Origin of the sequence: Bradyrhizobium sp. 197, assembly GCF_023073375.1 — a bacterium.
Lineage (GTDB): Bacteria > Pseudomonadota > Alphaproteobacteria > Rhizobiales > Xanthobacteraceae > Bradyrhizobium.
The window spans coordinates 31,220-43,685 of sequence record NZ_JADPJJ010000129.1; the positions used below are offsets into that span (position 1 = coordinate 31,220).

The 12,466-nt window shown below is 64.8% G+C and carries 11 protein-coding genes; 4 read left to right on the forward strand and 7 right to left on the reverse strand.

Annotation, left to right across the window (positions count from 1 at the left end; all coding sequences use genetic code 11):
- Positions 1-3 precede the first annotated feature (3 nt).
- Positions 4-1,641: an ABC transporter ATP-binding protein gene (locus IVB27_RS28505; protein WP_247446278.1), complete on the forward strand. Its 1,638-nt coding sequence runs from the start codon at positions 4-6 to the stop codon at positions 1,639-1,641.
- Positions 1,642-1,647: 6 nt separating this feature from the next.
- On the opposite strand, the gene IVB27_RS28510 is transcribed toward IVB27_RS28505, so the two are convergent.
- Positions 1,648-2,490, reverse strand: a complete 843-nt coding sequence (locus tag IVB27_RS28510; protein WP_247446279.1) for a C40 family peptidase — start codon at positions 2,488-2,490, stop codon at positions 1,648-1,650.
- On the reverse strand, positions 2,483-3,856 hold the full coding sequence (locus IVB27_RS28515; RefSeq protein ID WP_247446280.1) for a leucyl aminopeptidase family protein: 1,374 nt from the start codon (positions 3,854-3,856) through the stop codon (positions 2,483-2,485). The genes IVB27_RS28510 and IVB27_RS28515 overlap by 8 nt, the downstream gene beginning before the upstream one ends.
- A 202-nt stretch (positions 3,857-4,058) precedes the next feature.
- On the opposite strand from IVB27_RS28515, the gene IVB27_RS28520 reads away from it, so the two are divergent.
- From IVB27_RS28520 to IVB27_RS28530, 3 genes are all read left to right on the forward strand, one after another.
- On the forward strand, positions 4,059-4,262 hold the full coding sequence (locus IVB27_RS28520; protein ID WP_247343862.1) for a hypothetical protein: 204 nt from the start codon (positions 4,059-4,061) through the stop codon (positions 4,260-4,262).
- 264 nt (positions 4,263-4,526) lie between these two features.
- A complete protein-coding gene (locus tag IVB27_RS28525) occupies positions 4,527-6,026 on the forward strand; it encodes a metallophosphoesterase family protein (protein WP_247446281.1) in 1,500 nt (499 codons plus the stop codon).
- Between the two features lie 93 nt (positions 6,027-6,119).
- Complete coding sequence (locus IVB27_RS28530) at positions 6,120-6,947, forward strand: tetratricopeptide repeat protein (protein WP_247446282.1); 828 nt, start codon at positions 6,120-6,122, stop codon at positions 6,945-6,947.
- Between the two features lie 58 nt (positions 6,948-7,005).
- Here the strand turns inward: IVB27_RS28530 and IVB27_RS28535 are convergent, their stop codons facing one another.
- The 5 genes from IVB27_RS28535 to IVB27_RS28555 are packed head-to-tail and all read right to left on the reverse strand — an operon-like array spanning position 7,006 to position 12,466.
- A complete protein-coding gene (locus IVB27_RS28535) occupies positions 7,006-7,980 on the reverse strand; it encodes a type II secretion system F family protein (protein WP_247446283.1) in 975 nt (324 codons plus the stop codon).
- Positions 7,981-7,989: 9 nt separating this feature from the next.
- Positions 7,990-8,967, reverse strand: a complete 978-nt coding sequence (locus IVB27_RS28540) for a type II secretion system F family protein (RefSeq protein ID WP_247446284.1) — start codon at positions 8,965-8,967, stop codon at positions 7,990-7,992.
- A 16-nt stretch (positions 8,968-8,983) separates the two neighbouring features.
- Positions 8,984-10,444 carry a TadA family conjugal transfer-associated ATPase gene (locus IVB27_RS28545; protein ID WP_247446285.1) on the reverse strand — a complete coding sequence of 487 codons (1,461 nt, stop codon included), beginning with the start codon at positions 10,442-10,444 and terminating at the stop codon, positions 8,984-8,986.
- 19 nt (positions 10,445-10,463) lie between these two features.
- The gene (locus IVB27_RS28550; protein ID WP_247446286.1) at positions 10,464-11,732 is read right to left on the reverse strand and encodes a CpaE/TadZ family protein; all 1,269 of its coding nucleotides are present in this window, start codon (positions 11,730-11,732) and stop codon (positions 10,464-10,466) included.
- Positions 11,729-12,466: a CpaD family pilus assembly protein gene (locus IVB27_RS28555; protein ID WP_247343843.1), complete on the reverse strand. Its 738-nt coding sequence runs from the start codon at positions 12,464-12,466 to the stop codon at positions 11,729-11,731. The genes IVB27_RS28550 and IVB27_RS28555 overlap by 4 nt, the downstream gene beginning before the upstream one ends.

Consider the following 12,466-nt stretch of genomic DNA (forward strand, 5'->3'; position numbering starts at 1 on the left):
CCAATGGACGCGATCAACCAGCCCCTGCTTGCCGTGCGCGACCTCTCGGTGGCCTTCCACCAGGGCGGCGCCACCACGCTCGCGGTCGACAAGGTCTCGTTCCAGATCAAGCGCGGCGAGTGCGTCGCACTGGTCGGCGAGTCCGGCTCCGGCAAGTCGGTCAGCGCGCTCTCGATCCTCAAGCTGTTGCCCTATCCGAATGCCTCGCATCCCTCGGGCAGCATCCGCTTCAAGGGACGCGAGCTGATCGACCAGTCGGAGCGGGAGATGCGCGGGATTCGCGGCAGCGACATCTCCATCATCTTCCAGGAGCCGATGACCTCGCTCAATCCGCTGCACACGATCGAGTCGCAGATTGGCGAGATCATCCAGCTCCATAACCCGACCAGCAATGCCGAGGTGCGCAGGCGGACGCTGGAGCTGCTGACGCAGGTCGGCATTCCCGAGCCTGAAACGCGGCTGAAGAGCTATCCGCACCAGCTCTCCGGCGGCCAGCGCCAGCGCGTGATGATCGCGATGGCGCTCGCCAACGAGCCGGACCTGTTGATCGCGGACGAGCCGACCACGGCGCTCGACGTCACCGTGCAGGCGCAGATCCTGGCGCTGCTCGCCGAGATCCGCGGCCGGCTCGGCATGAGCCTGCTCTTCATCACCCACGATCTCGGCATCGTGCGCCGCATCGCCGACCAGGTCTGCGTCATGAAGGGCGGCGAGATCGTCGAGCAGGGGCCGGTCGAGCAGGTCTTCAAAAGCCCGAAGCATCCCTATACGCGCGACCTGCTTGCCGCCGAACCGAAGCCGGATCCAGCGCCGCCGCAGCCAGATGCGCCGGTGGTGATGTCGGCCGACGACCTGAAAGTCTGGTTTCCGATCAAGCGCGGGTTGATGCGCAAGACGGTCGGTCACATCAAGGCGGTCGACGGCGTCAGCATCGCCGTGCGCAAGGGCGAGACGCTTGGCGTTGTCGGCGAGTCCGGCTCGGGCAAGACCACGCTGGGACTGGCATTGATGCGGCTGATCTCCTCGAACGGACGCATCGTGTTCCTGGGAAAGGATATCCAGGGTCTGCGCTTCAAGGAGATGCGGCCCATCCGGCGCGACATGCAGATCGTGTTTCAGGATCCGTTCGGCTCGCTCAGCCCGCGTATGTCGGTTGCCGACATCGTCGCCGAAGGTCTCTCCGTGCATCAGCCGAAGCTCTCGCACGAGGAGCGTGAGGTGCGCGTCGTCAAGGCGCTCGAGGACGTCGGGCTAGAGGCAGACACTCGCCACCGCTATCCCCATGAATTCTCCGGCGGCCAGCGCCAGCGCATCTCGATCGCGCGCGCCGTGGTGCTTGAACCGGATTTCGTCGTGCTGGACGAGCCGACCAGTGCGCTCGACATGCTGATTCAGGCGCAGATGGTCGATCTGCTGCGTGAGTTGCAGCGCAGGCGCGATCTCACCTACATGTTCATCTCGCACGACTTACGCGTCGTTGCCTCGCTCGCCAGCCATCTGATCGTGATGCGTGGCGGCAAGGTGGTCGAGGAAGGCCAGGCTTCTGAACTCTTCAAGAGCCCGAAAACGGATTACACCCGCGCGCTGTTTGCGGCGGCGTTTCGGCTGGAGACGGCGGGGAACGGGTCGGCGGCCACGTAGCGTCCGTTAGAGCCGCTTGATCGCGGTGATCTCGCTGCCGGCTTGCTTGATCCTTGCGATTGCCGGCTCGATCGGCTCGATCACGGTTGCCATGTGATGCGCGTTGGCGTGGACCATGGTGGCGCCGTCGCGAACGATGGCGACATGGCCCTTCCAAAAAATGAGATCGCCGCGTTGCAGCTTGCTCAGCTCATGCGGCTCCAGCGCGCGGCCGAGGCCGGCCTGCTGCATGTCGCTGTCGCGCGGGCAGCCGATGCCCGCTGATGTCAGCGAGACCTGGACGAGACCGGAGCAATCGATGCCAAAACTGCTCTTGCCGCCCCAGAGATAGGGCGTGCCGACGAAACGCTCGGCGACTGTGACGAAATCCGACTCGCGATGTTCCAGCGGGACGAGATGAGCCTTGGGCAGATATTGTCCGTCGCGCGTCACAGCGAAGCTGCCGTCCTCGCGCGCGACCGCGATCTTCGATCCCATCACCAGCGTGTCTGCCGGGGGCAGCTTGATCGAGGGACCGGGGAAGGCAAAGGTTCGTAGCGCGCCGACCATGTGGGTCGGGGCGGACGAGGGCTTCATGAGCGCTGCATCCGGCAGCCAGCCGACATAGCCGTCACCGGAAAGCTGACCCCAGGCCCAGCCTTCGCCGTCGCGATCGTAGACCGTAACGCGTTCGCCGCGTAGCGCTTGTGTGAACAGCATCGCGTTCGACGACGGCTGCTGGCGCACGGGGGCGATCGCCTCGACTATCTCGTATTCCTCGCCCGTGACGAAGCGATCGGCCTGCACCTTGCCTTCGAGATATTTCGCGGCGAGGTCGCCCCGCATTGGTGTCAGCCGCGGATCATGCATAGCGCTCGCTCAGCAATGTGTAGATCGCGCGCGCGGCCTGGCATTCGCCGCCCTCGGGGCGCGCGGGCTTCGCCGACGGCGTCCAACCGTAGATGTCGACATGCAGCCAGCTCCTAGCCTGCTCGACGAACCGTTGCAGGAACAGCGCGCAAATGATCGAGCCGGCAAAGCCGCCGGACGGTGCGTTGGTGATGGTGGCCGTCTTGGAGTCCAGCCACGCATCGTAAGGCGCCCACAGCGGCATGCGCCACAACGGATCGTTCTCCTTCAGCGCACATCGCGCGACGTCGGCGGCAAGCGTCTCATCATTGGTGTAAAAGGGCGGTAAATCAGGCCCCAGCGCGACGCGTGCCGCTCCCGTCAACGTGCCGAGATCGATCAGCAGGTCCGGCTTTTCTTCGTCGGCCAGCGCCAGCGCGTCGGCGAGCACGAGGCGGCCCTCTGCGTCGGTATTGCCGATCTCGACCGTGATGCCCTTGCGCGAGGTGAAGATGTCGAGCGGGCGGAAGGCGTTGCTCGAGACCGCGTTCTCCACGGCCGGAATCAGCACGCGCAGCCGGACCTTGAGCTTCGCATCCATCACCATGCGCGCCAGCGCCAGCACGTTGGCGGCGCCGCCCATGTCCTTCTTCATGATCAGCATGCCGCTCGATGGCTTCAAATCGAGCCCGCCGGTGTCGAAGCAGACGCCCTTGCCGACCAGCGTCACCTTGGGATGAGCCGGGTCGCCCCAGCCGATGTCGATCAGCCGCGGCGCGCGGTCCGAGGCCATGCCGACGGCGTGGACGAGCGGAAAATTCGTCTTCAAGTCCTCACCGATGGTGCAGGCAAAGTCTGCACCGAATTCGGCGGCGAGATCTTGCGCGGCTGTGGCCAGCTCCTCCGGCCCCATGTCATTGGCCGGCGTGTTGATGAGGTCGCGCGCCAGCGTCGCAGCGTCCGCCATGCGGTTGATCTCGGCCGCGTCGACGCCGTCGGGCGGCACGAGGCGGACCTCGGGGCGGTCCGCCTTGCGGTACCGGGCGAAGCGATAACTGCCGAGCGCGAAGGCGACTGCGGCGAGCCGTGCATCGTGCGGTGCATTGGCGAAGCGATAGATGCCCGGCGGCAACAGGCCGGGCAGGGCGCCCGGCCGGAACAGGTCGGGCGCTCTTGCACCTTCGTCCTCGAGGCCGAACAGCACTTGCGCGATCGTGCCGTCGGGCGCTGGCAGCGCGAGGTAGCCGCCCGGCTTTGCGGTAAAAGCGCTCGCGGTGGCGAACCGGCGTTGCGCCGGCGGCAGCGTCTCGGCGACCTGATCCCAGCTCGACTTGGTGACGAAGGTGATCGGGATGGCGGAGGGCGACGTCTCGAAGACAGAAGGCATTTGGCGGGTCCGGATCGTCAGATCGAGCGGGTCATACGAACGGACGAGATTTCGCAGAGTTTCGCCGCCGCTGCAATCAGCTTTGCGCTCACCATTCGGCGATCCGCTACTCGCAGCAGGAGGGCCATGCTACGTTCCGGCAACGGCCGTCAAGTGAAGAGATATCCGGCGGCCGACGACCAAGCCGGCCGGGAGGAATGCAATGGAATTTGTGTGGAGCGTGGTCACATTCATCGGCCAGGCCGTCGAGGCGATTTTCGGCTATGTCGAGCATCATCATTGGATCTTCGCGTTCCTTGCCGGCGGTTACATCTTCTATCTCCACGACCGCTCCGTTCACGCGCGGTTCGATGCGCTCGACAAGCGCATCGACGAAATCCGCAAGCGGATGGCCATCGAATATTGATCGGGCGAGCGAAGCCATCAGCGGGCTCGTATCTCATGCGGAGAACTGCCGTTCACGCGAGCGTGGCCGCAAGGGCGTTACTAGCGCTGCGGTTGTGGCATTATCGATAAATATTTTAGATTGTGCCGTGCGGTTCTGCACCTAGCGAGAGTTTATTCTCACCTGGCTCATCACGGCCCGGGTTGAAACCGGACTGAACCTGATCGGCGAAGGCATTTCTCTTATCTTTTGGGCGGCGCAGCATTTGTAAACAAGCGGCGCAAGATGGATAGATCGTTTGTTATTGTACACATCTCCGACCTGCATCTGGACGGGACGGGTCGGCTGCTTGCGACGATCGAGACGCTCAATGCCGCAATTCGCGAGAGGATGGCGGACTTCGCGGACGTTTCCGATCGCATCCTGATGATCACGGGCGATCTGGTGGACGACCCGAAGCGTTCGCTCGACGAGGCACTGGCCGTCATTGCGTCCTTCCGGCAGACCGGGCTGTTCACCGACATCCAGGCGATTGCCGGTAATCACGACGTCAAGCGCCCGAGCCAGCGTGCAGGCCGCCACGACGTCTATGATTACCTGCATCTGCCACGCACCTCGAAGAGCGTCTACTACCGCCAGGCCGGCCTCGATCTGGTGCTGCTCGATTCCAACCGCGCCAGCATTACGACACTCGCGAGCGGCACATTGGACGAGGGCGCCTATAACGCCATGGTTGCGGATTCCGCGCGGCTGAGCGTCGAGCTTGCGGGCAGCCTTAGGTCGGCCGGCCGCGCCGATTATGCCGAGCCGGCGGAAAACCTAGTGCGTGTGCTGGCGCTGCACCATCATCCGCTACCGCAGGCAACCGGAGAGGGGAAGCGATTTCTCGGCGTGCCCGACGAGCCGCTGATGTATCTCGCCGCGCCCGCGACCTTCCTCGAAGCGGCGACGTCGCTCAACGTCGATCTGGTTCTGCACGGGCACCGGCATGTCGAGGGGCTGACACGTTATTCGATCCCCGATCCGCGTGCCACGTCGAGCGAGAGCGGTGAAGCATTGTGGCGCACGATCTACGTCTTGTCCTGTCCGTCATCGACCGGGCAGGCCGGTGACGATGCCGGCTTCAACGTCATCCATTTCGGCCCGATGTCCCATGCCGGCCGTATGGAATATCGCTTCGCGATCGCCCGCTACTCACGCTCACGCAACGACGGAGTCTTCAGGCCGCTCGATTCGAACCTGCCGCACGGCGTCGTCAGGCTGCCGGCAGGGCGGGATTTTTTCCGTGACCCGGCCGTCCAGTCGGCCATCGAGATCGACGCATGCACGGCGCTGAAACGGGATGAGGTTACAGCATTTGCCCGCCGGCTCCTGCTGCGCCGCGCCTTCTATGCCGACGGGGAGGTGGATTGGGCCAATTTGCTCCACGTCTATCTCGTCACCTCTCACGCCTGGGCCGATCTCGAAAGCAAGTTCCCGAGGTCTGCGTGCAAGCATGACGTCGAGGCGGCGTCCGTGGTGACATCGGTGCTGCGCCGATTGGTCGAGCAATCGGCCAATGTGCTCGGCATCGACGATTTTCAGCTCGACGAGCTCCGCGCGAGGCGTCTGGTCAATCGCGACGATCTTCGCCGCGAATTGCCGAGGGTGGCGCGCCCGGGCATCGATGTCGAGGTCGAGGCGCAGCAACGACTGCAATTGCTGCGGGACCTGAACGAGCAGGCGAAGGCGCTCGGCCTCGATCCGGGTCTCGGCGGCAAGGTGCCGCCGCAGACGCCGCAGTGACAGGCGGGTCGGGGAGCGTTAACCGGCCGTTAGGGTTAACAGTCTATTGCTGGCGCGTTCGGCTCGATCAATCGGCTCGAGAGTCAAAGCGTCATGCGTCAACGGTTCAGTCTCGAACGGTTCAGTCTTGCCCGGCTTCTTGCGTCTACCTCGCTGGTCGCGGCGGTGGCCATGGGCCTCGGCGGCTGCACGGCCATGTCGAAACTCTCCGACGTCACGGGCTCGATCGGGCCGCGGGCGGAAGCCGCTCCCACCGATCCCGCGCGCGCCGCTGAAGTCTATGGCGAGCGCTACCGTGCCAATCCCAAGGACGCCGAGGCGGCGCTCGCCTACGGCCAGGCCTTGCGCGCCAACGGCCAGCGCGCCCAGGCCGCCGCCGTGCTCGAGCAGGCGACCATCGCCAATCCCGGCAACAAGGCGCTGATGGCCCAATACGGTCGCGCGCTCTCCGACAACGGAAATTTCCAGCAGGCCTTCGATGTGCTGTCGAAGGCGCATTCGCCCGACAATCCGGATTGGCGCCTGCTCTCGGTGCAGGGTACCGCGCTCGATCAGATGGGTCGTCACGAGGAAGCGCGCTCCTATTATGCGAGCGCGCTGAAGATCGCGCCGGGCGATGCCGGCGTGCTCTCCAATCTCGGCCTGTCCTACATGTTGTCGAGAGATTTGCCGAAGGCCGAAGACGCGCTGCGACAGGCCTACGCCTCGCCGCGCGCAAGCACGCGGGTGCGGCAGAATCTCGGTCTGGTCGTCGGTCTCCAGGGCCGCTTCGCCGAAGCCGAGACCATCGTGAAGGCGGACCTGCCGCCGGACCAGGCCGCGGCCAATGTCGCCTATCTCAAGGAAATGCTGACCCGCAGCGCCGCCCCGCGCGGGGCCCCGAAGCGGACTCCGGTCGCCTCGCTCGGGCAGCCCGACTGATCAGACGTGATTTTCCAATGCTGAAGACAACCGTGGACCGCGCGGTCCGCGTCTTGCGTCATTGCATCGCGGAGATCTTGATGCCGGTCGGTCCGAGAATGACGACGAACAGCACAGGCAGGAAGAACAGGATCATCGGCACCGTCAGCTTCGGCGGCAGGGCGGCGGCCTTCTTCTCGGCTTCGTTCATGCGCATGTCGCGGTTTTCCTGCGCCATCACCCGCAAGGAGTGGCCGAGCGGGGTGCCGTAACGCTCCGCCTGCTGGAGCGCGAGGCATACCGATTTGACGCCCTCGAGCCCGGTGCGGCGCGCGAGGTTCTCATAGGCGACCTTGCGGTCCTGCAAATAGGACAGCTCGGCCGTGGTCAGGGTGAACTCCTCCGACAGCGCGATCGACTGGCCCACGATTTCGACCGCGACCTTCCGGAACGCCATCTCGACCGACATGCCGGATTCGATGCAGATCAGGAGCAGGTCGAGCGCATCGGGGAAGGCGCGCTTGATCGAGAGTTGTCGCTTGGAGATCGCGTTCCTCAGGAAGAGCATCGGCGCCTGAAGGCCGAGATAGGCCGCACCGACGCAGATGCCGATTTTGATCGGCATCGACTGCTCCATATGCGCGATCAGGAACACGTAGACGACCGAGCCGACGAACAACACGATCGGGGCCACCAGGCGGGCGAACAGGAAAGTGATGTAGGGCGCCTGGCCGCGATAGCCCGCCATGATGAGTTTGTCCCGCGCAGCTTCCTGCGCGAGCCATTTGGTCAGGTTGAAGTCATCGACGACTTTCGAGACGAGTTGCTTCGGCGTCTGGCGCAGCGAGACCTTTTCGCTCTTGTGAAGGCGCTCGCGCTCGCGCTGCCGGATGCGCTCACGTTCGTTCGCCACCGCCTTCATGCGCTTGGCAAGGCCTTCGCCGGCGAACAGCGGCATCACCAGCGAATAGACGGTGGCGCTGGCGGCGATGGCCGCCAGCATCATCGTCATGAAGTGGACGTCGTGAAGTTTCGAAACGAGGAACTCTACCATAAGGCACCATCAGAAGTCGAAGTTGATCATCTTCTTCATCACCATGATGCCAACCGACATCCAGACGACGCAGCCGACCAGCATGAGCTGGCCTGTGGGATGGGTCCAAAGCGTCGAGATGTATTGCGGCGTCGTGAGATAGACGAGGAACATCACGATCGGCGGCAGCGAGCCGATGATGCCGGCCGAGGCCTTGGCTTCCATCGACATCGCCTGGATCTTCTCTTTCATCTTCTTGCGGTCGCGCAGCACCTTGGAGAGGTTGCCGAGCGCTTCGGAGAGGTTTCCGCCCGACTTTTGCTGGATCGAGATGACGATGCCGAAGAAGTTGGCCTCGGGCAGCGGCATGCGATCGTAGAGCCGCGTGCAGGCCTCGCCGAGCGGCATGCCGACCGCCTGGGTCTCGATGATAGACAGAAACTCGCTGCGCAGCGGCTCGGGCGCGTCGGCGGCGACGACCTTGATGGATTCGAACAGCGGCAGGCCGGCCTTGATGCCGCGGACGATGACGTCGACGGCGTCGGGCAGCGCCTTCAGGAACTTGGCTTCGCGGCGATTCTTCAGGAAGCCCAGCGCCCAGCGCGGCAGACCGAGGCCGCCGGCAAAGGCGAGGCCGGCGGCGCCGAGCAGGCCGCCGCCGATGAACAAGGCGGCTGCGAACAGCACGCCCGCCACGACGGCGGACACGATCCAGAATTTCTGCGGCGCCCAGTCGAGGCCGGCCTGCGACAGGCGAACACTGAGCGGTACGCTCTTCTCCTGCTGGCGCCGCGCCTCGAGATCCTTGAGCGAGGTCTCGACCTGCTCGCGACGCGAGCGTTGCGTCTTCTCGGCCGCGCGGGCCGTGGGCGCCTCGGCGCGCGCGATCGAGGCGCGGCGGCTCTCCGCCTTCCGTTCCCCGGACAGCATTGGATAGAGGAAGACCCAGGCGAGGCCGCCGACGGCGGCGGTAGCGAGGAAGGCGAGGGCGAGGACCTGCATGTTCATGGCCGTGCTGACTTCCTCACGTCGGGGGTGCCACTTCTGCGGCGTCGAGTGCCGCGGCAAGGCGCTTCTCTTCGCCGTAATAGCGGGCGCGTTCCCAGAACTTCGGGCGGCCGATGCCGGTCGAGCGATGCCGGCCGATGATCTTGCCGTTGGCATCCTCGCCGACCATGTCGTAGAGGAAGACGTCCTGGGTGATGATGGTGTCGCCTTCCATGCCCATCACCTCGGTGATGTGGGTGATGCGGCGCGAGCCGTCGCGCAGACGCGCGGCCTGGACGATGACGTCGATCGAGGCGCAAATCATCTCGCGGATTGTTCGCGAAGGAAGCGAAAAGCCGCCCATCGTGATCATGGATTCGCAGCGTGACAGCGCTTCGCGCGGATTGTTGGCGTGCAGCGTGCCCATCGAGCCGTCATGGCCGGTGTTCATGGCCTGAAGCAGGTCGAAAGCTTCGGGTCCACGGACCTCGCCGACGATGATGCGCTCGGGGCGCATACGCAGGCAGTTGCGCACGAGTTCGCGCATGGTGACCTGGCCTTCGCCCTCGATGTTGGGTGGCCGGGTTTCCAGCCGCACCACGTGCGGCTGCTGGAGCTGGAGTTCGGCGGCGTCTTCGCAAGTAATGACGCGCTCGTCGTGCTCGATGTAGTTGGTAAGGCAGTTGAGCAGCGTGGTCTTGCCCGAGCCGGTACCGCCGGAGATCAGCACGTTGCAGCGGACGCGGCCGATGATCTGGAGGATTTCAGCGCCTTCCGGCGAGATCGCGCCGAACTTGACGAGCTGATCGAGCGTCAGCTTGTCCTTCTTGAATTTGCGGATGGTGAGCGTGGGGCCGTCGATCGACAGCGGCGGTACGATGGCGTTGACGCGGGAGCCGTCGGCCAGGCGCGCGTCGCAGATCGGCGAGGATTCGTCGACGCGCCGGCCGACCTGGCTGACGATGCGCTGGCAGATGTTGAGCAGCTGCTGGTTGTCGCGGAAGCGGATGCCGGTGCGCTGGATCTTGCCGTTGACCTCGATGTAGACGGTATTGGCACCGTTGACCATGATATCGGCGATGTCGTCGCGCGACAACAGCGGCTCCAGCGGACCGTAGCCGAGGACGTCATTGCAGATGTCGTCGAGCAGCTCTTCCTGCTCGGCGATCGACATCACGATGTTCTTGATCGCGATGATCTCGTTGACGATGTCGCGGATTTCCTCGCGCGCGGACTCCGAATCGAGCTTGGCGAGCTGGGCGAGGTCAATGGCTTCGATCAGCGCGCCGAAGATGGTCGCCTTGACCTCGTAGTAATTGTCGGAGCGGCGGGCTTCCATGGTCGGCGCAGGCTTCGCCGGGGCAAGCGGCGGCGAGGCGACCGCCGGCGGCGGCGCGCGCGACACGGCGGGCGCCGAAGCCTGGGCAGGCTCTGACGCCACAGCGCCGGGCTTCGGGGCCCGAGTATCGGTGTCTGTTCCGCTACGCTTACCGAACACTTAACAACTCCATGCGGGGCTATTTTCCCCGCAACTTCTCAATCAGGGGTGAAAGCAACGACGATTTTTGCTTCTTCGTCTCGCTGCGGCCGGTCAGGCGCTGGGCGATCTGAAGGAACATCTCGATTGACTTGTGGTTGGCCGAGATCTCCGCGATCATCTGGCCGTTATTGGCCGCCGAGCCGAAGATCTGCGGCTCGAACGCGATCGAGACGACCGGCTGGCTCTCGATCGCCTTGGCGAACTCCGCCGCGGCGATTTCGGGCCGTTTCGGGACGCCGACCTGGTTCAGGCAGTAGAGCGGCGGTCTGTCGTTGGGCCGCGCGGCCTTCAGGAGATCGAATAGGTTCTTGGTGTTGCGTAAATTGGCGAGGTCGGGCGCTGCTACGATCAGGATGTCGTCCGCTCCGATCAAGGCGCGCTTGGTCCAGCCCGACCATTGGTGCGGAACGTCGAGCACGATGCAGGGCATGGTGGAGCGCAGCGTGTCGAACACGGCATCGAAGGCGTCGGTGCCGAAATCATAGACCCGGTCGAGCGTCGCCGGCGCCGCCAGCAGACTGAGGTGGTCGGTGCATTTCGACAGCAGGCGGTCAATGAAGGCGGTATCGACGCGATCGGGCGAGAACACGGCGTCGGCAATGCCCTGCGGCGGGTCCTGGTTGTAGTCGAGCCCGGCGGTGCCGAAGGCGAGGTCGAGGTCGGCGACGACCGCGTCCATCGCGAGATCGCGTGCGATCGCCCAGGCGACGTTGTGAGAGATGGTCGAAGCGCCGACGCCGCCCTTGGCACCGACCACAGCGATGATACGGCCGACCGCCTTGGCTTCCGGCGCCGAGAACAGGTTGCAGATCGAGCGCACGACGTCGATCGGGCCGACTGGCGCAAGCACGTAGTCGCTGACGCCGCGGCGCACCAGCTCGCGGTAGAGCGTGACGTCGTTGATGCGGCCGATCACGACCACGCGGGTGCCGGCGTCGCAGACGGTCGCGAGATGGTCGAGCCCGCCCAGGATGTCGCTGCGGCCATCGCTTTCGAGCACGATCACGTTCGGCGTGGGCGCTGAGCGGTAGGCTTCGACCGCAGCCGCCATACCGCCCATCTGGATCTTAAGATGGGCCTTGCCGAGACGGCGATCCTCGCCAGCCGACTGCACAGCGGCCGCCGTTTCCACGGTCTCGCAGAAGGCCTGCACGGAAACGCGCGGCGCAGGCGCAATATGCTCCTCGATCGGGGGGAGAGATGCCTCAGACTGCTCTTCTTGAGGCTGGCGAGCGTAGTTGATCATCTGCCGGTGTCGCTGAGTTTGGCTTTGTCGGCGTCAGGATAGGCGACGCCCGTCGCCAATCCCTTGCGATACTTCTCGAACGCGGCAGTGCGCCGCGCCGTGTAAGACGGCGTTTCCGGCCGCGGCTGCTCGAGATCCGATGGATTGTCGACCATCGCCGCGAGGTTGCGCTGATAGGCGCAGCCATAATTGTAATAGTCCTTGTTCTCGAACCAGCTCTTGTTCTTCATTGAGGGGCCGATGTCCTCCGGCCACAGGCCGCAGGGACCTGCGACCGCGGCGATCTTGGAATAGGTGAGCCGGATCGGCGGCAGGAAACGCTTGTCTTCCGGCTGGTAAGGACGCGCGTTGACGCCGCGCGGCGGAACGCCCGCTGCCGACAGCATCGCCTGGATTTCACGCATTGTCTCCGCGACTGGACGCGCGTTGGGCGTGCCGGACGGCACGTCGATCCGGATGGCGCCGGTGCCTTCGTGCAGCCAGGCCGACGCGACGCCCATCACGTCGGCGCGCTGGGCGGCGGTCAATCCGCCGCGGGCATGGCCGACGAAAACGACGATGGAGCGGTTCTGCTCCTCGATCGCGATCGGATGGCGCTGCTTGTAGTCGTCGGGAATCGAGCCCGTGACCGCTTCGTCGTGCTGGCAGCCGCCAAGGGCGAGCGCCATGCCGACGAGCGCGCCACCGAGGCGGATGGCGCGACTGCGAAGCTGGGGTGGTCTTGTGATCTTCAT

What these genes read in the sequence shown, in the direction of transcription:
- IVB27_RS28505 (WP_247446278.1), top strand. Translation starts at nt 4, where the DNA reads ATGGACGCGATCAACCAGCCCCTGCTTGCCGTGCGCGACCTCTCGGTG.
- IVB27_RS28510 (WP_247446279.1), bottom strand. Translation starts at nt 2,490, where the DNA reads ATGCATGATCCGCGGCTGACACCAATGCGGGGCGACCTCGCCGCGAAA.
- IVB27_RS28515 (WP_247446280.1), bottom strand. Translation starts at nt 3,856, where the DNA reads ATGCCTTCTGTCTTCGAGACGTCGCCCTCCGCCATCCCGATCACCTTC.
- IVB27_RS28520 (WP_247343862.1), top strand. Translation starts at nt 4,059, where the DNA reads ATGGAATTTGTGTGGAGCGTGGTCACATTCATCGGCCAGGCCGTCGAG.
- IVB27_RS28525 (WP_247446281.1), top strand. Translation starts at nt 4,527, where the DNA reads ATGGATAGATCGTTTGTTATTGTACACATCTCCGACCTGCATCTGGAC.
- IVB27_RS28530 (WP_247446282.1), top strand. Translation starts at nt 6,120, where the DNA reads ATGCGTCAACGGTTCAGTCTCGAACGGTTCAGTCTTGCCCGGCTTCTT.
- IVB27_RS28535 (WP_247446283.1), bottom strand. Translation starts at nt 7,980, where the DNA reads ATGGTAGAGTTCCTCGTTTCGAAACTTCACGACGTCCACTTCATGACG.
- IVB27_RS28540 (WP_247446284.1), bottom strand. Translation starts at nt 8,967, where the DNA reads ATGAACATGCAGGTCCTCGCCCTCGCCTTCCTCGCTACCGCCGCCGTC.
- IVB27_RS28550 (WP_247446286.1), bottom strand. Translation starts at nt 11,732, where the DNA reads ATGATCAACTACGCTCGCCAGCCTCAAGAAGAGCAGTCTGAGGCATCT.
- IVB27_RS28555 (WP_247343843.1), bottom strand. Translation starts at nt 12,466, where the DNA reads ATGAAGATCACAAGACCACCCCAGCTTCGCAGTCGCGCCATCCGCCTC.